The following is a 23,053-nucleotide window of genomic DNA, read 5'->3' on the forward strand; positions in this document are numbered from 1 at the left end:
AAACTGTAAAATATCGATTTAAAAAAATTCATGATATAATTCTTCGTACTTTTTAGTTATTTTTTTTAATGAATATTTCTTTATAATGATATTTCGGCTTTTATTTCCCATAGAAATCAACTTTTTCTCGTCCTGAATTAAATCACTAACCATTATCAGAGCATCATTTTTTTTGAATGTGTCAAACAATAAGCCATTAACCGAGTGATTTACCAAAACAGAATTACCACCAACGTTGGAAGCTACAATAGGTAAACCAACAGACATAGCTTCTAAAACAGAACAACTTGTGCCTTCAAATAATGAGGTGTTTATATAAACATCAAAACCTGGTAAAATTTTATTTATATCATGTCTCACACCTAAAAAAAGTACTCTATCTAGAACATCGAGTTCAGATGCTTTTCTAGACAAATTTTTTACAGCAGGACTATCTTTTCTTGCTCCAACATGAACAAAAAAAACATTTTGGTTCAAATCTCGTAGTTCTTTTAAAAGATCTATTATGAAATCAATTCTTTTAACTGGTCGGGGGACAGCCACTGTGCCAATGATAACATGGTTTAAAGGAAAACCGTTTCGTTTTTTTGCATCAAGCTTATCTTCTGGTAAAAAGAAGCTTTCGTCAACACCGTTTTCTATAACTACTAGATTTGAAACGTTAAATTTTTTACAAAAAAAATCTTTCAAGTTTTCTGAAACACATACTAATTTATCTATTCTTGGGTATAAAAATATACTTAAACACTTTCTTCTAAAAGAAAAATTTGAAAACCCGACATCCATTCCATGCTCACAGTGTATAAAATGAATGTCCTTTAAACTAATAACCCTGGCTATGAAAACAGATGGCAAAACACTCCAATTATGAGAATGTACTATGTTTATTTTATTATTTTGTAAAAATCTTAATAGCCTGATTATTGTTATAAAGCGAGAGTTACTGCTTAAACACTTAAAATGAACTTCAGATGAAAGAAGGTTAACAGCATCTTTTCTGAAACTTTTAAGAGCACAAACAAAAACTTCAAATTTATCTTTATCAACCGAGTTGGCAAGCCTTATTACAACTTGATCTAAACCTGCTATTCCTAATGAATCAACAATATGAACAATTTTAATTTTTTTCATAATTTTTCTATTTTCAGTAAACATTCTTTCTCAAAAAGCCTAATTATATAATGATAACCAAAAATAAAGCCTAAATAGGCCTTTCCAACATTTTTAAAACCATATTTTTTTGAAGAACTTGCAATGGCATTATTTGTTGACAAGGAATACCCGTAAGCATATTTATATCCTTTATTAAAGAAATCACTATAAGCCATATTTCTCATTTTTGGAAAAACACCTAACCCCCTACAGGTCTTATCAACAAAACCATTGTATGATATAATTGAATCTTCTGATACACTTACTTTTGCCCTCAAATCAGGTGAGTACAAGGAGTTAATTCCTATCCAGTAAAATCCAACAATTACATTTTCATTGGTAACGGCAATGTAGCACTTATGTCCTTCAGATATTCTTTTTATGATGTCTTCTCTTGTAAACAAAAAATTCCATTCGGTACAAACTTTATCATGAAATTCAAGTAGTTTATCAATCAGAGCTAGCTCAAATTCTTTTAAAAAAATATTTGAAAGTACTCTATTATCCTTCGAGTAATTTTTTAAATAAAACTTCCTTACCACTATTTTTTGTACAGAAAAAAGCAATGATAAGTACCATTTTATAATTCTTTTAAGTTTCATTGCACCCCTCTAGATTAAAATATTTTTTTAAAATTATTCTAATAACAGGAATTCTTTTTTCCTGATTTTGAACTTCATAATGTATTAACAATCCTGGCGTAGTATTTATTTCATTAATTACACACCTTCCTCTTTGATAATTTTCAATATCACTTGTAATCAAATCTACTCCCGCAAGTTTAACTCCAGCTAGCTCAACAGCTTTTTTGGCCATTTCAACAAAATTTTGATCAATTTTATCGGTTACATCATAATAACTTCCCCCCTGATACCAGTGACAAATAGGTTGAAAGTTTACTTTAATACCTTTTTGTGGGATTGAATTTAAATTATAACCTTGTTTTCTGATAAAATTTTTTAAAGACTTAGTTATTTTTATTTTGTATAAGATTGGTCTTGTATCAGGATCAAAGGGTTTCAAATCTCCTATTTCAAGCCTTTTTTGATTTTCCTTATCTATAAGCTGCTTAATTGAACTTTGCCCATCACAAATAACAAATGAAGGAATTCGTTCACAGGCACTTAAAAATTCACCACAGCAAAAAAGCAATCTAAAATTATCACCGTCAATAAATTCTTCAACGATCATTTCATTTCCAAAAATTTTAACATAACTAACTGCTATAAAAATGGAAAAACTGTTTTCTAACTTGACAAAAACACCCGAAGAATCTCCTGTATCTCTAGCAGGTTTTATTACTATAGGCTTTTTTATTTCTCTAAAAAAACTAACAGCGCCAAAAAAATCCCCAGACTTTAAAATTTTATACCTTGGTACTGGGATACCGGCTTTTTTAAAAAGGTCATAACAATATTTTTTATTGCCTGCTAAATGCAAAGAGCCCTTACCATCTAAATCTGTACCACTTTTCCAAACATTAAATTTTGTTTTTCTATTTGAAATCTGAGAAACATTATCCATAATCAATTGAAATTTTAATCCAAGATATTCAGCTTCACATTTGTAATAACTGGTTTCCAAATCTATTTTGTTACTCTCTTTATTGAAAAATTTGTCATAAATTTTAAACAAAATTACTAAAAAACAAGAAACGAAAAAATACATATTCTTTTTTATCGCATTTAACATCTTAAAAAAACTCCTAACTAAAGTCTTAATTATTTATTTATAGTAGCTGCTCTGCCATTCTTTTTACGGTTGGAAATAAAGGCATTTTAAAAAAACTCTCAAAATCTTGATTATTTAACAATTCACTCATATTTATCTTTTCAAAAGTACTAACGTTATATTTAAATTTATTTAAACTTAAAAAATCACACAACTTTTTAAATCTTGATATAATTATTTTTCTTGGCTTACAATTTGCGTATTGAATATCCATAGAATTAATAAAGCTAAAAGAATGCATAATTATAGTAATATTTTTAATTTTAGTGTCATTTGCCCAGAGTAATACTTTTTTCATTTCATCAAAACCTGCAGCATTAATATCAAGAGGCCTGGTTCTAATTGAGTTTTTATAAATCAAGGGTAAAAAATTAGTTATAGGAAATTCATAAATATTGTTAAAATTAACGACATCATTTGTAAATAAATTAAAAAAATCTTTTCTATTCGAACAAAAAGTAAAACTATATGAGCTGTCATACAGAAAGCTATTTTCTTTCAGTGCCTTTAACGTATCTAAATTAAAGCCATAATTTCCTGCTCTGAAAGCAACAGGATTATTTACTCCAAATTCTTTTAAAAGCTCTTTACCTTCCTTTATCAATTCCACTTGGGTATCTAAATCATAATCATACATATTATCTGAGTAAATAAGCTTTTGAGGTTCATCAAGTTTAAAATTAAGATAGTTTGGATGAAGATGGAGCTGAACATCATGTCCTCTTTTCAAGATATACTGACAGACTTCATAATTATCTTCTTTTCCAAAATAATAATGATTTAAAACTTCCACAAAAAAAGTAATCTTTAAACCATAGGAGTCTGCAATATCCATTATAAGAGGAATACCATAATGCTCACCAGCTATTTTTCCGTAAATTCTTTTTTCTTTTCCAACAGGTTTTAGTAAAGGATTGGAAAATGCACCTCCTATACTTGTTTCTGTATCAACTGTTATATATATATTGGTTTTCATTTTACAATATCGGCAAAATTATAGTTTTTATATTAGGCCAGGTATAATTTTTCAGCTCTTTAAAACCATTGGCTGATAAATAAGTACCAAGACCTGGGTCATTAATCACTTTTAATATATTTGATGTTAAAGCTAGATAATCATCAGCGTTACAAAGCAGGCCTGAATAGTTGTTTTTTACCATAAAAGGAATTCCTCCTGAGTTGCTTGAAACCACAGGAAGCCCTGATGCAAAAGCTTCAAGAATAGAACCGGGAAGATTGTCAATCTTTGAAGAATTAACAAAGATATCATATTTGCTATAAATAAAGGGTAGTTTTTTATGTTCTACTTCACCATAAAAACAAACTTTATCTTGAATACCCAATTTATTTACGAGATTTTTAAGTTCTTTTTTAAGACTTCCCCCTCCAGCAATACCAAGCTCAGCTTCTGGAAATGATTTTTGCAGTTCATAAAAAGATTTAATAATAGTATCAATTCCGTATATTTCTTCAAGAGAACGGGTAACAATAAGCTTTGGATTAAATTTATTTCTTTTCAAGAAGGTAAATTGATCTAAATCAGCAATATTTGGAACAATAGTTGTTTTTATTCCAAGTTCTTCCAAAAATATATTTTTCAAAAACTCTGAAGGAACAATAATATAATCTGCTTTTTTGATAATAAATCTGCAAAAAAACCGGTATTTTTTAAAAAATGATTTTGCTCCTCCTCCTCTTGCACTTAGAATTATTTTCTTTTTATAAATTTTTATTAAAATAATTGATGGTAGTGTGATCCAGAAAAAAAAGTTATAAAAACCAGTAAGAAAAAAAACAGTATCTGTTTTTTTAAGTTTTTTCTGCAATTTAAAAAGAAAAATTAAAACTCGTAAAAACGTTCTTACCACAGGAATTGACTCAAAAAGTCTGAATGGACCAGAAAGAGTTATATTAGTTTCAGCTTTATCAACAATAAAACCCTCTTTTTTTAAGTTTACACAAAGCTTTTCAGCCTGAACTGCCATTCCACCATAAGGAGGAGGAAAAGGAGAAACCACCAATATTTTTTTCATTATATTATCTAAAATCCTATCTTCTTTTGGATAAAAAAGGATCTAAAATTCCTGAAATTTCCAACAAATAAAATAAAGTGGGAAAATAATTTCTTAACCCCATATAATCAGAAATATTTTTTCTTTTCATGGAGTATAAATTAAAAGATTCCGTATTTGTTCCATATTCAGTTGTAACAGCATAATCATAGCCTGCTTTTTTTACAATAAACTCAATTTCTTTATTCCAGGCCCCTCTAGGATAGCAAAATCCATTAACTGGAGTTTTAACTTTTTCCTCTAATAATTTTTTAGACAAATTAACTTCTTTTTCAACTTCAGATTCACTCAAATCTGTTAAAGGTATATGGCTTAATGTATGAGAACCTATGGAAAAGTTATGTTTACTAAGGTCTTCAATTTCTTTCCAATTCATCAGCAGCCTTTTTCCAGCATAGGCTCCAAAAGCATCCTTAAGAGTATTCAAAAAATTATCCCTGTCCTTTTCAGACATTAAATTTATTTTTTGAACAAGGAGTCTGCAAAATTTACCATCTGATTGATTTTTGCTGGAAACATCCTCAAACTGTGAATATAGTTTTTTTTGTCCTTCAAAAAAAATTATAAAGTTTTTGGTATGTTTTTTTACTAAATGAAAAAGATAATCCCACCAATAAGGCTCATTGTTTTCTATTTGATTAACTGGAATAAAAAAAGTTGCAGGTACCTTATATTTTTTTAAAATCGGCATAGCAAGATCATAATTATCTTTATATCCATCATCAAAAGTAATTGCTACTCTGGTGTTTGAATACTTACCTTTTCTTATTTCATCTGCTGAGATTTTCAAATCAGCAAAATCATAAAAAAAAGAAATGCTTTTTATAAGAGATTTAAAACTTGATAAATCAATTGCCATTGGGGGGATAAAATAATTTTCATTTTTTTCAACAATTCTATGAAATGTTAAAATACTCAATTTATTTTTCATTTGCTAAATCCATAATTGAATTATCAAGACATCGTTTCAAAAAAACAGGAAACAATAAAAGCCAATAAAATTCTTCTATATAAGTATGTGTCAAAAAAATAGTTGTAACAAGAAACATTACCAGAGAAAGTCTTAAAGCAAAAACCTCTAGTGCGTATTTCTCTTGCAAAACTTCATTATCTTCTATTCTCTTTGAAACTGAAGACAAAACTCTAAAAGCATTTAAAGTCAGCAAGATTAACAAAACAAACCCCTGAACACCTAGTTCAGCTAGACACCTGAAAAAAGTATTGTGAGTGTCTCTTCCTTCCATCTCTGGATTATAGCTACCAATTAAAAACTTAAATTTTCCTTCACCTATGCCAAAAGGGTAATCTCTAAACATTTCCACAGCAGCAATCCAGGCATTGACTCTTCCTGCTGATGATGATCCCATTTCTTCTGTTCTAGTCTCTATGGTATCCATTCTTTTCCAAAATTTATCATCAGTAACACTTATAAAGCCTATTAAGCCTACAATTAATAAAATGATAATTTTTTTTCTGTATTTCTTTTGTGAAATTATTATTGAAAAAAAACAACCAACTGCTATTGCTAAAAATGAACCCCTAGATCTTATCAACACAAGGGTGTTAGCTATTAAAGCCGCCCCTCCAAAACATAAAACTTTTTCTTTGATATTGCCCTTCAAAAACTTTACAGCAACCCATGGAGCAATCATTAAAAAATGTGCTGCTAAAAAATTTCCTTCGCTAAAATCAGAACCGCCCCTTCCAGCATGTAAACGCCCATCAAAATACCTAAAAGACCCGTAAACTGATATTTCAAAGGCACAATAAAAAGCACTAAAAACATAAATCCATGTCATTGTATTGTAATATTTAAAATCAGTAACAATATGCGATACTAAAAATATAACAAAAAAAACTTTTAACATTTTTGTTGAGTTACTATCTGATGGCAAATTTAAACCAATAATATCTGAAAGCAAAATTGTTAAAACAAACATAAAAAAAATTATTTCCTGGCTTTCAAACCACTTGTTAAATCTCAGTTTGGAAAAATGAATCAAAAAACCCATAAAAATAGAAATAGATAAAAGAAATGCATATCTTGATAAAAAAGAAGGAATATAACTACTCCACCAATAACTAAGGGGATTTACATTGTAAAAAAGAATATAACCATAAGCACCAAATATAGGCCCTGATGCAATTGAAAGAACAAGGGAAGATAAAAGTATAAAAATATATAAAATAGTTTTTAAAGGCATTTTTTATTCTCACTAACAAAATAAAAACTAGATTAGTTTCCTAATTTTTACTAAAAAACATTCTTTTTACTTGTCTAATTTCTTCCATAGTGAAAAATTTAAACACAAAAAGAACAACAAGGTACAATATTAAAAGAAATGTTTTTATTATAATAGAAACAACCAAAGATTCATCAATACTGTTTGCAATTAGGAAAAAAGAAACAGCAGTAAAAAATAAAATAAAAAATTTAAAATATTCAAACTTTATATAATATAATTTTTGAGCAAAGAAATAAGTCAACAATGAAAGCGTAAAAAAAGTTATAAGAGTTGAAATTCCAGCCCCTATTACCCCGTAATTTTTGATGAAAAATATATTGGCTATGATATTTACCCCTGCAACTATCAATTGTATCAAAGCAATATATTTTGTCTGATACCTGTAAAGAATTCCAAAGGAAACAAAACTTGATATGCCAAAGAATATATAACTTAAAACAATTAAAGGAACAACTTCACTTCCACCCTGAAAAGAATCTGATGCTATAATAAATATTATTTCTCTTATATATACACTTATAACCAACCCTACTGAAACAACAAAAAAGTTATAATAAGTAAAAACTTTTGAAAAAATTTCTTTGCCATTTTCTTTTTTTGCTATTTCATATCGCTGAGTATCCCATATTCTAAAAATAGGCTGTGAAATAAGAACAGAGATCATCATTCCAAATTTATATCCCAAAGAATAAAGTCCCAGTTCATTTAGTTCACAATATTTCTGAATAAAAAACCGATCTGAAAAATGAATAACAAACATTGAAAGTGAAGCAGGAATCAGGGGAAGAGCATACTTGACCATTTCTAAAAGTTTTTTAATGCTGAATCTTAAGCGTACTCCTTTTAAAGTAACCGGTACAACAATAACAGCATTTATACTTTTAGTGATCAGCATGCTAAGTAAAATTCCATAAACCTTCATTCCCATAAAAACAACAAACAAAATATTGAGACTCAAGCTAAGAACTAATGTCATTGTAGATAAAAAAGAATACAAAACAGATTTTTTCTGGACAATTAAATATGTCTCTGAAATTAAATATATATTTTGTATTGCAAAACATATAAAAACCATTTGAAAAGAAAGTAAATACTCATCAGTACCTGTGACTAAAAAAGAAATGTTTTTGCTGAATAACTGAAGAACACATAAAAGAAATATACTTAAAATTGCGGAAAATATTAAAGCTGTTGTAAACACAGCTTCTTTATCTTCCTTAGAATCATAGTTATGGTAATACCTTATTAAGGCACCACCAAGCCTCATACCAACTATCATTCCTACAATTTCAAGGGTAAGATCAAGTAATTCCAAAACACCATAATCAGCTGGAGTCAAGAATCTTGTATAAACAGGGATCATAAGAAATCCGATCCCTTTTTTCAAAAAATTAGCACTGCCATATATTGCACTATGCTTGATTAACTCTTTAAACTCTTTTAGCAAATTAAATCCAGTTTAGTTTAATTGATAATTTAACAGATTAACGATACTGAGACTTTATTACAAAAGGAAAACCAACATCTGCCATTGCACCAACTCCGCCTATAGAAACAAAAACTTTTCGTTTCAAACCTTTTTCAATAAAATTAGCTGCCGCACGGGCCGCTGTACCTTCTCCGGGTCCTCAAGGTCAGTAAACAATAAGACATTTTTTGTTCTTTAACGGCAGTTTATTTGGATTTATTTTTGCTATCTGTCCTTCAGTAAAATGGAATGCTCCGGGAATCAAATCTTTGTTATGATAGGAAACCAAAATAAATAAAGCCTGATTTGAATTATAAAGATTTAGAGCTGTATTGGCTGGAATTCTGGGAACCTCAGGGTAATACTTAGGGACTGCCTTTAAATACCCATGCTTAATAAGTTTTAAATTAATAGGATGAACATTCTTTGAAAAAACATTCGAAGAAAACCCAACAAATAAAACTAAAAATAAGAATATAATCTTTATTCTTTTCATATTCACTCCTTATATATTATCCCGCCTTGGAAAGGTTATCTTTTCTCTTTTTAAATACCTGTATAAATAATAGTAAATAAAAGCCTTAAGTATTGAAAAAGTTCTATATCTTTTTTTAAATAAAACCCCTTTGTAAATATTTGTTAAATCTTTAAACTCAATATTTAAATTATAAATTTTATTTATTTTTTTTATAAATTCTTGAGGGTTTATAATTAGATCCTCAAAAACAAACTTATGATCAAAAAGCCCATTGTTTTCCAAATATTTCATATAACTCTTGTGATAATTAGAGTTCATTTGTCCATGCTCTTTAAAACTCATAGGAATTTTACGGCTAAGAATCAACCCTGAATAACTTTGAAAAGGATCCCTATCAATAAATATAAAATCAGCATTATTGACTTCACTAAATTGATCCCAAAAATGTATAGTGTATGAAAGTCGTGGATCTTTCCACAACCAAGGACCATTGGCATTGCATTTATCAATAAACTTTTGAAATATATCAGGATTAAGAGTTTTTTTGAGCTGGGAGATTTTTTCAATTGAAGGAGGTGGAATGTCATTACAATCTCTTCTGCCAAATCCTGATGCCTTCAAAATTTCAATATTTAAATCTACCAGTTCTGAGTTTTCATAAGTATCAAAATTAAGTTTTTTAGTTTCTTCCCCAAGCCAGTAACCTTGAGTGGCAATCAGTCCAGTAAGAACAGAACTTCCACTTGAACCAGTTGTAAAAACAACAATATTTTTTTTCATAATGAAGCCTTAGATTTAATATATTCAAAAATTTTTCTATAAATATCCTTGTTGAGAAATGAAGTGGAGTTTTTTATTTGCATTTTATTGTCATAAAGTTCAAAATTTAAATATTTTGGATATTTAACAGCTTTTCCTTTTCCAATTATAAGCTTTATTGCTTCACTTACAATTAAGCAACCAACCATATTTGTTACAAAGTTTAGTGATCCAGAGGTTTGGTGAACAAATTTATTATCAAACTCAATGAGTTCATCTTCAGTCATTTCTGTAATAGGTTTAACATTTTTATACTTAAACTTTCTCCAGATTTTTTCTAAAAAGCTTTCACATTCAGAATATCTATAATCAAAGGATTGAACCCTTCCCCCACTAATATTTGCATATCCATTGACTAAAGGAATTTTTCTTTTTTGAGCTGCAAGATAAAAAAGTTTACATGAAGGATAGTCTGCACTTTGTATCATAATATCTGCACCTTCTGAAAACTTGTCGATATTTGAATTTGTAACTCTATCAGTAATTTTTATTTCTATTTCAGCATAAGGGTTAATTTCTTTTATTCTTTCTGCTGTAATATCAACTTTATATTTTCCAAGTGTTTTTGATGTTGCAAATAACTGCCTGTTCAGGTTTGTTACTTCATATTTATCCATATCAAGAAGCCTGAATTTTTTAACTCCCCATCTGGCAAAAAGTTCAGCTGTTATTGCACCAACACCGCCAAGACCAGAAATTGCAAAAGTTGTATTTCGAATTTTATTCATTGAAAAATCATCTATAAATAACGATGTCCGATTCAGCATTCCTTTGATATATTCCTGTTCTTCCAATTTACAGCCCTTTTTTTGATTTATTATAGATGTCTTTATAAACAAAAGTAGTTTTTGACCATTTATGATTAGAATTTACCCATTTCAAACCAAACTCCTGCAATTGGTTAATTTTAGTTTCACTGTCCAATAAATCTGACAGCTTCTTTTTTAAATCAGGCAAATTTCCAGCCTTAAAAAGGAGACCGTTTTTTCCGTTAATAATCAACTCTTTGTGTCCTCCCACATCACTTGCAACAAGAGCTTTTTTCATAGCCATTGCTTCAAGAGGTTTCAAGGGAGTAACAAGCTCTGTAAGCCTCATGGAATATCTTGGATAACAAAGAATATTTATAATTGAATATACTTCTGCAATTTTTGAATGATCTATTCTGCCCGGCATTAAGACTTTTTCATTAATTCCCAATTGATTAACAAGCTCTTCAAGCTCTTTTTTCATTTCACCTCCACCTACTAAAAGAAGAAATGCATCGGATTGAGTTTTAGATATTGATGCAAAAGCCTTTACAAGCAAATCAAGTCCTTCATACCTATAAAAAGAACCTACAAATCCAATTATTTTTTTATTTGAAAGATTCCATTCTTTTTTTAACCCGGAATCCGAAACAGCAGGTTTTAAATGTGCTGGATCAATGCCGTTAAAAACCGGGGTTATTTTATTTTTATCAATGCCTCTATTAACTAAGTCCTGCTTTATTCCTTCACAAAGAACTGCTATATGAGATGCTTTTTTGCACAAAAATGTTTCAAGGTTTCTAGTGATCTTATATTTAAAGGAATTTTCTGTATATGTGCCATGATCCACAGCTGCATCTTCCCAGAAAGCTCTGATTTCAGATACAAAAGGAAGGTTAAATTTCTTTGCTGCAAAATATGCGGGAAATCCATTTAAAACAGGGGAATGTGCTTGAATAATATCTGGTTTTTCAATTTTTATAATTTCTTTAATTCGCTTATAAAGCCGGCCCATCAAAAAAAGTTCATAAAAAAAAGGAATTCTGGGTTTTGCAAAACCTGTTCTATAGTATTTTATACCGTCAATTATTTCTTGTCTTGTTTTTATTGGATCTTCCAGATTTTCTTCATGTTTTGGAGAAGTCAAAACAATTGGAGCAAATCCGTTTTTTTGCTGAGCGAGAAATATATTCTGACTTCTGAATGTATAGCCACTGTGTAAAGGAAGACTATGATCAAGAATGTGAAGGATTTTCATTTTTATCCATGCTTTTTATTTTAGTTTTATTGTTTTTATCAAAAATTAAAATTTTATTGTTTATTTTAAGTTCAATATTATTTTTATTAACTTTTTTTTCATATTTTAAGTTAGATTTCTCACCTTTTGATGATGGCTTTAAAATAACCAAAAACTCCGTCTTTTTTGTTTCATCCTGTGACTGAAGTTCAAAACGCCATAGACCTGAATCAAACCATTTTTTTTCAACAGCACCGGAGCTCATATTTTTTCCATCAAGCCTTTGCTCATCTCCATCGGTTTCAACATAAAATCTATAGTCTGGGCCGCCTATTTTTCTAATCAAGCTTTTTTCTGGAAGGATTGCTTCTATATAAAGTTTTCCATCCCCATTCTTAATTTCAAGCTTTTTATCAAAGGTTTCCAGAATACCATTAGTATAACTTCCTTTGACAATTGTTTCATTAATTGTTTCAGGCTTTGACCATGAATGCAAAAGCCACTTTTTAACATAATTTTTTTTAACTGACTCTACAATATCATGTACTACCAAGACATCTTCTTTTATAAGATAAACCAGCTCTCTTATTGCAGATTCAGCCTTTTCTTTACTGTAAGCATTTGTCAAATCGCTTAAAATATAAACATAGTCTTCATTATCGTTCTTAAAATCAAGAATTTTACCACCTTGATACTTTAAGCCTTGTTCAAGGTTATCATAGTAGTTTTTTATGCTTGTTATTGCACTTCCGGTAGGTATAATTATTCTTTGACCTCCTCCGGAAACACAGTCATTAAAAAACTTATCGGGTTTTTGGCATTCATCTGGTGATAAAATTAAAATAGAATTTGAAGATACCGTTCTGATGTAATAATTTAATCTGTGCTCTGAAGTATACCCTCCATATGAGCCGCTGGATATAGCAAGAGGCGAATTTTTAAAAATTGTAAAATGACCTGCTTTGTAATGTCCGTGATGAGTAAAGCTATTGCCGGCAATATAGCTTATAAAAGTATCTTGTTTAGTCCACCCGGACCTCATAAAAACCTGTCCAAAAAAATTTTCACCAAAAAGCCTGCTTTTTTTAAGATTTTCATTGGATTTTTCCAAAACCGACAAATCTTTATACTGACCGGAAATATCTTTATCAAAAGTATCAAACCATCTAAATACCGGTATCCCCCAGCGATAACCCCAAAAACAAGCCGATGCTCCGTGCAGTGAGCTAAGGTATTTAGAAAAATCTCTGAACATTGGGTTGTAAGTTGCAAGATATAAGATATCAACGACACGCTGAGTTTCTTCTTTTAAATCGTTTCTTGGCCCTGTATCCCCAAAAAGATGAAAAAAACCATCTGATCTTGTTCCGTAAACAATCCATTCTCCAACAGAATTTAACACTTTTTTTATTTTAAGATTTGTTACTGGATCATCAACTGCATTTAAATGGGTTAAACATGCAATAACAAAGGGATAAGCTCTGTTGTTTATCCAGTAACTGTATCCTTCTGGCCAGCCTTCTGTGATATTTATTGCTTCAAGTGCTTCTAAAAAATGAGCCTGGGATCTTTGAACAAGCTTAATATCATCTTTAGAAAAAGGATCGAAAACTACTGCTGCAACCCAGTTTGAACAAGCTATTTGAAATCTTCCATGCCACATGGACGCCGAGTTTCCATCTAACACTTCCAATGCTTTTTTTATGTAATCTTTAAGCTTTAAGTTTACTCTAGTTCTTTCATCTAAGGTCCAATCAGGATAATCAAAAAGGAAATCATACATTAAAGCCAAATCTAAACCATTACCATCTCCACCAGCTGCCCTTGGATACAAAACGTTTGAGTTCAGTAAAGAATCAACCCCTTCTTTTCCCGCTTCAAAATCCATTGAACAAAGCCATTTTGAAGCTTTTTTTGTATATGAATCAACAACCTTTCTATACTTTTCATCTTCAATATATTTGTTTCTTAAAAGCTCTATATGCTTGCTTGATTTAAATACCGTCCTAGGATAATCAGCCTTTATTTTTCCTGTAAGTTTATGGGTATTAAACTTTGGCTCATTATTTGTATAGTTTGTTATCTCAGCTTTGAAGTTGATTTTTTGACTTACTTTTCTAAGTAAAGATTTGATATCTTTACTTTCAGCATTAAAGAAAAAAACTACGGCTGATAAAAAAAAGAGAATACCTAGTAAACAAAAAAAAGTAACTGATATTTTATACAGTTTTTTTAAATATTTTTTCATTTTTTTAATTCTCTATTAGAGATTTAAGATTGAAATCCCAGTTGTGATTTGATGTTATATAATTTCTGGCATTTGTTCCTAACATTTCTCTCAGGTCTTTATTTTTTATGAGATTGACAACCAGTTCCGCAAATTTTTCAGCTGAATCTGCAAGATGGCAATCTTTGTTTATCTCTAAGTCAATACCTTCAATTGCATTGGAAGTCGCAACAACAGGTTTGGCCATTGCCATTGCTTCAAGAACTTTATTTTGAACTCCCCTTGCAATTAAAAGAGGAGCAACACAAATATCTGCTGATTTATAATATATCCTTATATCATCAACAAATCCGGTTACTTTAATACCTTTAATTTTTTCCAGCTGTCTGACTTTTTTTTCAGGATTTCTTCCAACAATCATAAATTCCACATTAGATATTTCTTTTCTTATTTTTGGAAATATATCTTGTGCAAACCATTCAACCGCTTCAATATTTGGATAATAATCCATAGCACCCGAAAACATTATCCTTATGGTATCTGCTGGCTTTTTAAATGGTTTTACCTTATCTTTATCAAAATATTTATAATCAACTCCATTTGGAACTATTTTTATTTTTTTTGCATCAGGATAATATTTTTTAAAAAGTTTTGCTTCAGAAACAGAAATAAAAATACTTGAGTTAAATTTTTTATTTATTTTTTTTTCCAGTGCTAAAACTCTTTTTGCTTCCTTTTCAAAGACCAGGTTTAATGGAAATTTGAATGATTTAGAGTATTGTATCCATTTATCTGAATCAAGGTCGCAAAAATCCATTATAAGTTCGATTTTTTCTAACTTTTCATCAATAAGATATTGACCCATAACTGAAGAAAAACAAATTATTTTGTCGTATTTGTTTTCTTTTAAAAAAACTCCCAGGCTTTTTTTGTATTTAAAATTGAAAAAATATCCCTCAGAAATACTTTTTCCTAAAATAAAAAAAATCAGACCAGTGATTTTTGATATGATTTTGTTTAATTTAATAATTTTTACTTTGTTACAATATTTTTTCAGTTCTCTATTATATCCATAATCTTTAGGATCATCAACAAAAGCTATTAAGTCAACCTTGTTATCTTTTGATAAAAATTTTATCTCATTAAACGATCTGATTTTATCCCCTTTGTTTGGAGGATAAGGTATTCGATGTGCTAAAAATAGAATGTTTTTTTTCATAATCAAACCTTTATACAAGGTCTTTTGAAATAAAAGGCCCAATAATTTTTGAAACTTCCAAAGGCATTTTTTTCCAAAGTTCAATTTTTTTCTGATATTTTGGATTTGCAGGACTTAAGTTGGGAAGGCTTTCAGTATTTATCAACTCATATTGATAGGCTAAAGGTTCAGGTTTAAATCCCCAATGCTTTTTAAAGCTGAAAGAGCCTGTATTTACTTTACTTCTTCCAAAATCAAAAATATTGCACTTTTTTTCAGCTCCAAGTTTCATCAATTCCCAATACATAAAATCATTTGGCCCATAACTTCGATATGTAAAGTCTGACCCTGCGTAATATGGAATCATCTGGTTATTATAAGTAAAATATAAAACTGCTGCTGCAAGCTCATTTTTTTCTGTTTTAACTGTTAATATTCCTGAGTTTTCCTTAAATTCTTCAAGAAAGTTTTTGAAAAACCTTTTAGGAAAAACAGGGGTTCCAAGCCTGTGATAATTGAGAGAAAGAATTTTATAAAAATCATCAATCAAATGGTGCCCGTTTTCTGATTTTAAACCTGACTTAAGAGCTTTTCTTACCATAGCCCTGGATTTTCTTGGAATTTCTTTTAAATTTTTGTCATGGTCAAAAGAAATTTCTTTTTTAAAAGTATAATACAATGATTTAGTAAGAAGACCTTTTTTTTCTGCCCTGTTTCTAAGCTCAAGGTAACTTCCACCTTTGGTTTTGCATATCTCAAGTGCTGAATTAAACAGCTTTCTTTCTATAAGTTCGTTATCTGCAATTATTCCACCAATTTCAGCAAAAGGGATAGAAACAAAAAAATGACCAAACAAAAGGCTTTTAATTTCAAACACAGGGAATATTCCGCAAATTTTATTGCCTTTTTCTGCATAAAAATAATGGCTTTTGTGTTTAAACGTTTTTTCTACTACTTTTTTCCAGGAAGTCAGATGAAAAACAGACCCCAGCTTATGAGATTTGATATATTCATCACAAAAGCTCTGGTTTCTTAAATTGTTTTGAACGGATTTAATTTTTATCATTTTTTTATAACTTTAACTTACTATAGTGTTTAACTTTAAAAACTCACAGGTTTGAAATGAATTTAAAAGATTTCTTAATTTTTTTTCTGTTTTATCAAGGTTTATATAATGCCTGAATTTAAAGCCTTTTGGAGCATCACTTACCCTTGGCTGACCCGGATCAAATTCCCAGGGATGTGCATAAAAAACAAAGGCATTATCTTTTTTTAAAACAGATTTCATTCCCATCTTAAAAAAAGGAAGCGGAAAAAGCCTGAAATAACCTCCTCCTCCAAGTGGAATAACTTTTTTTCCAAAAGTTAAATTACTTAAAGGGATTTCATAAAAGCCATCTGAAACTTCAAAGAAAAAACCTCTTTTTTTCCATGAAGAAATATCAAGCTTTCCATATCTTCCATGCATGGAAAAATTATTATGGCTTGAATCATAAAGATAGCCTGCTTTTTTTATTGTTTCCAAGATTTCATTTGTTACAGCAAAACTTGGTGCTCTGTAACCTGTAACAGGCTTGTTGATTAAAGACTCCAGGGTTTCCTTGCTTTTTATTAAATCAAATAAAAGTTCTTTTTTATTTAAATTTGTACATAACTGATGGTTATAACCATGGGATGCTATTTCATGGCCTCTTTTATCAATTTCTTTTACAAGCTCTGGAACAATATCTGCAAGCCAGCCTAGAATAAAAAATGTTCCTTTTACTTTAAAAGAAAAAGAATCAAGAATATCAAGTACTTTAATTGTGTTATCATAAACTCTTAATTCACGTTCTTTCCAGGATGAAAAACTTATATTTTGTTTAAAGTTTTCTACCTGAAACCAGTCTTCAACATCAAATGTTAGAAATATTTTTTTTTCTGGGTTTATTTTCATATCTTTGCTCTTTTAAAATTTTCAATGAAATCAAGAAGTAAATATAAAAGATATGTAAAACAAAGTGCTGCACCAAACACAACAATTCCAGCCATATCATGCAACAACCCATGGGCTGTTTCAGGGCTGATATAAACTGCTGCAAAGGCAGTAATTATAAGACGCAATATATTTACAGCCACGGCAATTGGAATTGCTGAAAAAAACAAAATCCATTTACTTATATTTTTCAATGGAGAAATATAAGCAAATGCACCGCTTAAAGCCAAAAGAGAAGTTAAAGATCTTAAACCAGAGCAGGCATCTACAACTTCAAGACTTGTATTAACAAGGTGTAAAATATTTCCTTCCCTTAAAACCGATAACCCAAACATTTGAATAATGCTTGTAGCTCCTGATGCTGCAAAAAGCTGCAAAGGAAACGCCAGCTTATTCCATATTATAGAAGGGATTGGAATCATCAAAAAAAGATATAAAACAGGAATAAAAACTTTTTTGAATATTTTAACTCCCAAAAACCAAATAATAAGGCCGGCAAAAGTTGTTATCATGGAAACACGCATTACAAAAAACTCTGCTCCAAGATTTCCTGCTAAATAACAAACAAGGCCCAGACAAATAATTATTATTCCCAAATTTGATGATTTTATTTTTGTTTGTTTTAATTCATCAAACCTAAACCAAACCATATAAATAAAAATAAAAGGAATTAAAAACCCATGGGAAAAATTGTCATCTATTGACCAGTCCTTTACAAGATTTACAATTGTATTAAAAAATACAAAACAAAAAAGGACTGTAATTATGACAAGTTGAATCAGGGCGTCTTTTTTTAGATTTAATTTCATGAGGGAATATACTCGTTTAAGTAAGGATAAATTTCTGAGGTAAATTCTTTTAAAATTTCAAGGGTTTTATCTCTTGTTTCATTAACAGGTGAAACAAGCCTTACAAAAGAACCATCTGTTCTTCCTCTTGTTACTGAGTCTATAACAAGCCAGATTTTCTGAAAATATTCAGAAGAGATAATTCTTCCTCTTGAATGAAACCAGTACAAAACTATTTGCTCTTCACTGTCTTTTTTTAAATTTAATTTTATAACTTTTATTGTTTTGTCATCTTCAAGAACAACCTCTTCTATTCCCGAATTAACAATATTCCAACCAGCCCCGGGCATACAGTTTTTTGGAGAATGAATTAGATCCCCTTCTTTCTGATTTCTGTAAAAACCAATATACAGCTGAACATATTGATTTTTATCATCTTTGTAATGGGCAAGAACTGAGTCATCAACTCCGAGAATATCGTAAATTTTTTGATTGAAAAAATCTTTTTCTCCCTGCCATTTTCCTATTTTTAAAGGAAATTTAGAAAAATCTTTTAAAGGCTGGATTTCCTTAGAGTCTTTTGCAAGGCTTAGAACAAAAACAGCAAAAAACATTAATATTGCTAAGATTATAACTTTTTTGTATTTTGTATACAGTTTTTGCGGTTTTTTATTTTCCATAAGACGGCCTTTTCAGACCAGGACCTTCATTTTCAAGATCAATTCTTGAAGAAACTGAAGGATGAAAACTTATGGTGATTCCTGCTTTATTTTCCTCGTAATCATCACGTGTTTCCACATCTGTATCAAATTTTGTATATGCATAATAAACCCTTGCATTCATCCATTTAAATACAGTCCAGCTCAAACCCGTACCCAAATCAAGGGTTTTATCTTTTCTATCGGCAAATTTTTCTTTAAAATCCTGAATCTTATATGAGCCATTCAAATCTAAGGAAAGCCTTCTGGTAAGAAGATAATTATAATTATATCCCCCTTGATAATAAGTACTAAAACCAAGACTTGCAGCATCTTCGCTTGTTTCTTGATGCCCGCTTGAAGCATATACAGACAAAGAGCTTCTTTTGGTAAAATCAAAAAGTTTATAAATATCTGCATCAATAAAAAAGTCGTTTGAATCTTCCTGATCACTATATCTATTAAATAAAACACCAGCACCAAGTGAAACCCTGGAAGTTTCACTTGTATTCCAATCGAACCCTAGAGAGGGTTTATAGATTTCATGACTTTCATCATTTTGTTCTGAGTATGATTGTTTATAAGCAATGTATGTACTAAAATGTCTGGTAAACTTTCTTGATAATTTTATATTTCCTATAAAAGTGTCTTTATCACCATCATTGTCATAGGTTGTTTTTTCTGCACTTAAACCTGCACTATACCCGTATTTCACACTGAACCAATGGGTGATATAAGCATTTAAATCATAGGATCTATGATCATCATTGTTGTCTTCGTCGTAGTTATCACCAGTAAAGGACAGACTGATCCCTCTATTACTGTTTTCTGCAAATCTATTGTTCATTCCAATCAATACAGAATGTGTATCATGTTCTTCCCAATCACCTGTTCTAAGTGTTCTGTCTCTGCTTCTGGTGAATGCAGTTGAAAAAGTTATATCTGTAAATTTTGTTATATTGAATAATGAATTAAGATTAAACAAGTGCTCCATGGAATCATTGTCGTCATGGTCATGGCTGTCAACATAGGTGGGATTGTAAAGAACTCCAATCTTTGAAGTTCTTGTTTCCGAATCAAGGGCAAAGCTTAAACTATATTTAGTGGAAAAATCTTCTTCTTTGTCTTTACTTAACTTGTCCTGATTGTAGTTGTCTGTATAGTCCTCAGTAACTGAAAAACCAGGAGTAAATTTGGTCAGAGCAAAAGATGAATAAGGGTAAATAAAAAAAAGAACTATCAGGGTAAATAAAAAATTTTTCAATTTACTTTTTCCTTAATTATTTAAGGTACAACAATAATATCATCAGTTTTAATAGGGATATTTTTAGACATATCACCTTTAAGGATATCTCTGTAATTAATAATAATTTTTTCTTCCACGCCCTCATTATATCTAAAAAGAAGAATTTCTTTTTTTGAAGCCCATTCTGTAAAGCCTCCTGCAAGTGCAAAAGCCTGCATAACTGTTAAGCTCTTTAGAATTGGATATTCGCCTGTTTTTGCTATTTCTCCAAGTATATAGAATTTTTTGCTGGCAGAATCGATAAGAGTAACCGTTACAGTGGGAGCTTCAACAAATTTTCCAAGTTTTTCCTGAATTGTTTCTTTAAGCTCCATTGTTGTAGCTCCAGAAGCTTTTATATCATCAAGAAGAGGAAAAGTGATTTTCCCGTCAAGCCTTACCCTAGCAGCATCAATTGTAAGATCAGGCTCTTTCCACACATTAATTTTTAAAACATCTCCCTCTCCTATGAGATATTTAGACCCCAAAGTCTTTGTTTCTTCTCCAAATCCAATTGAACTCCAGACAAAAACAAATAAAAACAAGAATAAACTTTTTTTAAACTTTTTTTTAGAGAACATTTGATTCTCCTTTTAATTAAATTTTAATTAAGATTAGATCTTACCTGGAGCCACGGCCAAACAATACAATTTTAACTGTTCGCAGCAAAACAAACAAATCAAGAGCAGTTGTCATATTTTTAATATAAAAAAGATCATAGTTAAGCTTTTCCATTGAATCTTCAATAGTTGCTGCATAATCAAATGAAATCTGAGCCCACCCTGTAAGTCCTGGCTTAACAAGGTATCTCTGGGAGTAAAAAGGTATGTCTTTTTCAAGGCTGTCTGTAAAATGTTTTCTTTCAGGCCTTGGTCCAACAAGACTCATTTCACCCTTTAAAACATTCCATAACTGGGGTAGCTCATCAATTCGATATTTTCTTATAAGCCTGCCCATTTTAGTTATTCTTGGATCATCTTCGCCTGCCCATACAGGCCCTGTAAGTTTTTCTGCATCCTTTTTCATTGACCTGAATTTAAACATCATAAATTCTTTTCTGTTTAATCCTACCCTGTCCTGGGAAAAAAACACAGGCCCTTTTGAATCAATCTTTATGGCCAAAGCAACTAAAAGCATTAAGGGAGACAAGATTAAAACCATTATAAACGAACCTATTATATCGGTAACCCTTTTAATTAGCTTCCTTACCAATGATTTTTTAAATCCATCTGAAAAAATCAGCCAGGAAGGATTAATTTTATTTACTAAAATTTTTCCTGTAAGCTGTTCATAAAATGAAAACCCGTCAATTACTTCTAAACCAGCACTTCTGCACTGAATAAGTTCAGTTAAAGGAAAAGATCCTCTTTTTTCTTTTATTGCAATAACAATCTTTTTTACTTTCCCTGAGCTGGCTGTATTGTAAAGGTTTTTAATATTATAGTAAAATGTAACATCTTCACCAAATTTATCTATATCTTTATCGCCTAAATCAGGAAAAACAGCTTTAACATTATATCCGCAGTCTATGGTTTCTTTAATTTTACTGTAAATATCAAAAGAGAAGTCACTTGACCCAACAAGAATAATATCTTCATTAAAAATTCCTTTTGATAAAAGACTGAGATATAAAAGTCTCCAGCCTATTGTAAATATAAAAAGAATCAGCACACCTAAAAAATAAGCACGCTGGTCAATTATTGCTATTGGAAAAAGGTAATAGACTATAGCTAATATAATTGAGGCTATTCCGATTGACTGTAAAAGACTTACAAGTATTTCAGGAATAGTTTTAATTAAATTAAAATCATAGAGGTCATTATAATAAAGACAAAGAACACAGATGACAGTTATAAAAATTATTCTTAAAAAAAGAAGGAGATCAAACAAATATGAAGGAGAAATAGTTAGAAACACTGACAAAAATAAAAATGTTAAAAAAATCACAAAAGCTTCTATAACAAAAAATAAAACATTGCGAATAGGGAAATATTGTTTTAAGAGTTTAAGCATTTTCTAAGTTTCACTTTTTTTTATTTTTTCCATAATTATAACGTTTGTCATACCCGTAACCTGAACCAAACATTCCTGTTGCAAAATTTTTAACCACTCCAAGAATTTTGTCTTTCCCATAAATATCAAGAATATCTTTAAGTCTTTCTTTTTTTGTATGCCCCTGTTTTACAACAATAATAACCCCGTCTACATAGGTAGCAAGAGCATTTGCCTCAGATGTCATATAAGGAGGTGGCGAGTCTATTATTATATATCTATCGTCATATCTTGACCTAAGCTCATCAATAAGCCTTTTCATTTGTTCAGAGGAAATAAGTTCAGAAGGATTTAGAGGAGAAGGACCAGCAGGAACCAAAGTAAGTTTTTTTAAAAAAGTTTTAACAAAAACAGAGGGCAAATCACTTTCACCGCTTAAATATGATGACAATCCCTTTGAGTTTTCTATACCAAAGATATTATGAACAGAAGGATCTCTTAAATCAGAGTCAAGAAGAAGAACATACTCATCAATACTTGCGGCTATGCTTACAGCAAGATTTGAGGCAACAAAAGACTTGCCTTCGCCTTTATCAGAACTTGTCACCATTATTGTTTTTGGAGGTTTTCCCGAATCTGGAAACAAAATTGAATTTTTTAAAAGCCTAAATTGTTCTGATTCTACAGAATGGGGTTTATTTACTGTAACAAGAATTTCAGCTACATTATCTATTCTTGAAAATACTTTTTCTGATTCTTTCTCTTCTGGAATATTTTCTTCAATCTCTTCAATCTCTTCAATATCCTCAATGCCTTCAACAGCTAAACCCGAATCGAAATCTTTTTTATCAGGGTTTTGATTTCTATCAATAATATCATCTTTATTTGCTTTTATTTTTTCAAGTGCTTTATGAATTTTGCCCAATGACCGCTCCGTA

22 protein-coding genes are annotated in these 23,053 nt (G+C 30.2%); all 22 read right to left on the reverse strand.

Features of this window, described 5'->3' with window-relative positions:
* Window positions 1-18: 18 nt before the first annotated feature.
* The gene (locus tag RBR53_03410; protein ID MDY0131695.1) at window positions 19-1,155 is read right to left on the reverse strand and encodes a glycosyltransferase; all 1,137 of its coding nucleotides are present in this window, start codon (window positions 1,153-1,155) and stop codon (window positions 19-21) included.
* Entirely contained in the window at window positions 1,128-1,754 is a 627-nt protein-coding gene (locus RBR53_03415) for a hypothetical protein (GenBank protein MDY0131696.1), read from the reverse strand. The genes RBR53_03410 and RBR53_03415 overlap by 28 nt, the downstream gene beginning before the upstream one ends.
* On the reverse strand, window positions 1,744-2,736 hold the full coding sequence (locus RBR53_03420; GenBank protein MDY0131697.1) for an ATP-grasp domain-containing protein: 993 nt from the start codon (window positions 2,734-2,736) through the stop codon (window positions 1,744-1,746). The genes RBR53_03415 and RBR53_03420 overlap by 11 nt, the downstream gene beginning before the upstream one ends.
* 145 nt (window positions 2,737-2,881) lie before the next feature.
* Entirely contained in the window at window positions 2,882-3,859 is a 978-nt protein-coding gene (locus RBR53_03425; GenBank protein MDY0131698.1) for a hypothetical protein, read from the reverse strand.
* Between the two features lies 1 nt (window position 3,860).
* Complete coding sequence (locus RBR53_03430; protein MDY0131699.1) at window positions 3,861-4,916, reverse strand: glycosyltransferase family 4 protein; 1,056 nt, start codon at window positions 4,914-4,916, stop codon at window positions 3,861-3,863.
* A gap of 16 nt (window positions 4,917-4,932) precedes the next feature.
* Window positions 4,933-5,886, reverse strand: a complete 954-nt coding sequence (locus tag RBR53_03435) for a polysaccharide deacetylase family protein (GenBank protein ID MDY0131700.1) — start codon at window positions 5,884-5,886, stop codon at window positions 4,933-4,935.
* The gene (locus RBR53_03440; protein ID MDY0131701.1) at window positions 5,876-7,159 is read right to left on the reverse strand and encodes an O-antigen ligase family protein; all 1,284 of its coding nucleotides are present in this window, start codon (window positions 7,157-7,159) and stop codon (window positions 5,876-5,878) included. Before RBR53_03440 ends, RBR53_03435 begins: the two co-directional genes overlap by 11 nt.
* A gap of 40 nt (window positions 7,160-7,199) precedes the next feature.
* A complete protein-coding gene (locus RBR53_03445) occupies window positions 7,200-8,648 on the reverse strand; it encodes an oligosaccharide flippase family protein (GenBank protein MDY0131702.1) in 1,449 nt (482 codons plus the stop codon).
* A gap of 187 nt (window positions 8,649-8,835) precedes the next feature.
* Window positions 8,836-9,165 (reverse strand): hypothetical protein, encoded by a 330-nt coding sequence (locus RBR53_03450; GenBank protein MDY0131703.1) that lies wholly within the window; start codon window positions 9,163-9,165, stop codon window positions 8,836-8,838.
* A 9-nt stretch (window positions 9,166-9,174) separates the two neighbouring features.
* Window positions 9,175-9,927, reverse strand: a complete 753-nt coding sequence (locus RBR53_03455) for a hypothetical protein (protein ID MDY0131704.1) — start codon at window positions 9,925-9,927, stop codon at window positions 9,175-9,177.
* On the reverse strand, window positions 9,924-10,760 hold the full coding sequence (locus RBR53_03460) for a ThiF family adenylyltransferase (GenBank protein ID MDY0131705.1): 837 nt from the start codon (window positions 10,758-10,760) through the stop codon (window positions 9,924-9,926). Before RBR53_03460 ends, RBR53_03455 begins: the two co-directional genes overlap by 4 nt.
* A gap of 1 nt (window position 10,761) precedes the next feature.
* Entirely contained in the window at window positions 10,762-11,973 is a 1,212-nt protein-coding gene (locus RBR53_03465; protein ID MDY0131706.1) for a glycosyltransferase, exosortase A system-associated, read from the reverse strand.
* Complete coding sequence (locus tag RBR53_03470) at window positions 11,951-14,200, reverse strand: hypothetical protein (protein ID MDY0131707.1); 2,250 nt, start codon at window positions 14,198-14,200, stop codon at window positions 11,951-11,953. Before RBR53_03470 ends, RBR53_03465 begins: the two co-directional genes overlap by 23 nt.
* 4 nt (window positions 14,201-14,204) lie before the next feature.
* Window positions 14,205-15,398, reverse strand: coding sequence for a TIGR03087 family PEP-CTERM/XrtA system glycosyltransferase (locus RBR53_03475; protein ID MDY0131708.1), 1,194 nt, complete (start codon window positions 15,396-15,398; stop codon window positions 14,205-14,207).
* 10 nt (window positions 15,399-15,408) lie between these two features.
* Window positions 15,409-16,443, reverse strand: coding sequence for a FemAB family PEP-CTERM system-associated protein (locus tag RBR53_03480; GenBank protein ID MDY0131709.1), 1,035 nt, complete (start codon window positions 16,441-16,443; stop codon window positions 15,409-15,411).
* A 12-nt stretch (window positions 16,444-16,455) separates the two neighbouring features.
* Window positions 16,456-17,313 (reverse strand): polysaccharide deacetylase family protein, encoded by an 858-nt coding sequence (locus RBR53_03485; protein MDY0131710.1) that lies wholly within the window; start codon window positions 17,311-17,313, stop codon window positions 16,456-16,458.
* Entirely contained in the window at window positions 17,310-18,161 is an 852-nt protein-coding gene (locus RBR53_03490; protein ID MDY0131711.1) for an exosortase/archaeosortase family protein, read from the reverse strand. The genes RBR53_03485 and RBR53_03490 overlap by 4 nt, the downstream gene beginning before the upstream one ends.
* The gene (locus RBR53_03495; protein ID MDY0131712.1) at window positions 18,158-18,820 is read right to left on the reverse strand and encodes an EpsI family protein; all 663 of its coding nucleotides are present in this window, start codon (window positions 18,818-18,820) and stop codon (window positions 18,158-18,160) included. Before RBR53_03495 ends, RBR53_03490 begins: the two co-directional genes overlap by 4 nt.
* The gene (locus tag RBR53_03500; protein MDY0131713.1) at window positions 18,810-20,102 is read right to left on the reverse strand and encodes a hypothetical protein; all 1,293 of its coding nucleotides are present in this window, start codon (window positions 20,100-20,102) and stop codon (window positions 18,810-18,812) included. Before RBR53_03500 ends, RBR53_03495 begins: the two co-directional genes overlap by 11 nt.
* Before the next feature lie 20 nt (window positions 20,103-20,122).
* The gene (locus RBR53_03505) at window positions 20,123-20,704 is read right to left on the reverse strand and encodes a polysaccharide biosynthesis/export family protein (GenBank protein MDY0131714.1); all 582 of its coding nucleotides are present in this window, start codon (window positions 20,702-20,704) and stop codon (window positions 20,123-20,125) included.
* A gap of 40 nt (window positions 20,705-20,744) precedes the next feature.
* A complete protein-coding gene (locus RBR53_03510) occupies window positions 20,745-22,070 on the reverse strand; it encodes a TIGR03013 family PEP-CTERM/XrtA system glycosyltransferase (GenBank protein ID MDY0131715.1) in 1,326 nt (441 codons plus the stop codon).
* Between the two features lie 76 nt (window positions 22,071-22,146).
* On the reverse strand, window positions 22,147-23,040 hold the full coding sequence (locus RBR53_03515) for a polysaccharide biosynthesis tyrosine autokinase (GenBank protein ID MDY0131716.1): 894 nt from the start codon (window positions 23,038-23,040) through the stop codon (window positions 22,147-22,149).
* Window positions 23,041-23,053: the final 13 nt, after the last annotated feature.

The organism is Desulforegulaceae bacterium, assembly GCA_034006035.1.
Lineage (GTDB): Bacteria > Desulfobacterota > Desulfobacteria > Desulfobacterales > JACKCP01 > JACKCP01.